Origin of the sequence: Rudaea sp., from assembly GCF_036383415.1 — a bacterium.
In the GTDB taxonomy this organism is placed as follows: domain Bacteria; phylum Pseudomonadota; class Gammaproteobacteria; order Xanthomonadales; family Rhodanobacteraceae; genus Rudaea.
Window position 1 is genome coordinate 1 of the sequence record NZ_DASVOK010000051.1, and the last position, 1,664, is coordinate 1,664.

2 protein-coding genes are annotated in these 1,664 nt (G+C 66.4%); both read left to right on the top strand.

What is annotated here, in order from left to right; genetic code table 11:
- Nucleotides 1-2 precede the first annotated feature (2 nt).
- Entirely contained in the window at nt 3-1,196 is a 1,194-nt protein-coding gene (locus tag VF497_RS01745) for an aldehyde dehydrogenase family protein (RefSeq protein ID WP_330885650.1), read from the top strand.
- Nucleotides 1,197-1,341: 145 nt separating this feature from the next.
- On the top strand, nt 1,342-1,664 hold a 323-nt coding region (locus tag VF497_RS01750; RefSeq protein WP_330885651.1), incomplete at its 3' end, for a GMC family oxidoreductase N-terminal domain-containing protein.

The following is a 1,664-nucleotide window of genomic DNA, read 5'->3' on the forward strand; positions in this document are numbered from 1 at the left end:
AGATCAAGCATGCGGCCAAGCACCTCAAGAGCTGGATGGCGCCCGAGCGGATCCCGACCACGGTGCAGTTCGCGCCGGCCAGGAACCGGCTGATCCCGCAGCCGCTCGGCGTGGTCGGGATCATCGCGCCCTGGAATTATCAGCTGCAGCTGACCCTGGCGCCCGCGGTCGCCGCGATCGCCGCCGGCAACCGCGCCATCATCAAGCCGAGCGAGCTGGTGCCGCGCTTCGCCGAACTGCTGGCCGAGGTGATCGAGAAGAAGTTCGACACCACCGAGCTTGCGGTCACCGATATCGACGACGACATCGCAACGGCCTTTGCCGCGCTGCCGTTCGATCATCTGATCTTCACCGGCTCGACCCGCGTCGGCCGGCTGGTCGCGGAGGCAGCCGGCCGCAACCTGACACCGGTGACGCTCGAGCTCGGCGGCAAATCGCCCGCGATCGTCGACGGCTCCGCCGACCTCGACGAGGCCGCGCAGCGCATCGCCTATGGCAAGCTGCTCAATGCCGGCCAGACCTGCATCGCGCCCGATTACGTGCTGGTGCCGCAAGCCTCGGTACAGCCGTTCGCGATGCGGCTGCACGGCCACATGCAGCACATGTTCGGTACCGATCCGAAAAATCCCGACTACACCTCGATCGTCTCGGACCGGCACTATGCAAGGCTCGAGGGCCTCGTCGCCGACGCCGCCGCGAAGGGCGCAACCATCATGCAGCCGGCCGCGCCGAACGATCCCGAGTGGAAGGCGCGGCGCAAATTCCCGCCGACCGTCATCGTCGATGCCACACCCGAGATGACCGTGATGCAGGAGGAGATCTTCGGACCGCTGCTGCCGATCATGGGCACGCGCGACGCAACCGAGGCGATCACCTTCATCAACCGGCGCGACCGCCCGCTGGCGCTGTACTGGTTCGGCACCGACAACGCCGCGCGCGATGCGGTACTGGCGCGCACCGTGTCGGGCGGCGTCACCGTCAATGATTGCCTGTTCCATTTCGCGCAGGCCTATCAGCCGATGGGCGGCGTCGGCGCGTCCGGCACCGGCGCCTATCACGGCGAATGGGGATTCAAGACGCTGACCAAGCTGAAGCCGGTGTTCTACCGCTCGCGCTTCAACCGGCTCGCCGATCTCTACCCACCCTATGGCGCGAAGATCGCGCGGCTGGAGAAGCTGATGCGGCTGTTGTCGTAGCCGTCATTCCGGGGCTCGCGCAGCGAGAACCCGGAATCCATCGCGCCGCCGTAACGCGGATAAATGGATTCCGGGCTCGCGCTTCGCGCGCCCTCAGGTGCGCAATCGCGCACCGGGAAATGACGACAAAATGGGGGAAACAAACATGACTGACACATTCGATTTCGTGGTGGTGGGCGCCGGCTCCGGCGGTTGCGCGGTGGCGGGGCGGTTGTCGGAGGATCCGGCGACCTCGGTGGCGATGCTCGATGCCGGCGGCAAGAACGACAATTGGGTGGTGACCACGCCCGGCGCCATCATCCTCATGCTCTCGAGCAAGCTCAACAACTGGGCGTTCGACACGGTGCCGCAGAAGGGTCTGAACGGCCGCATCGGCTATCAGCCGCGCGGCAAGGGGCTCGGCGGCTCCAGCGCCATCAATGCCATGGTCTATATCCGCGGCCATCGCGCCGACTACGATCACTGGGC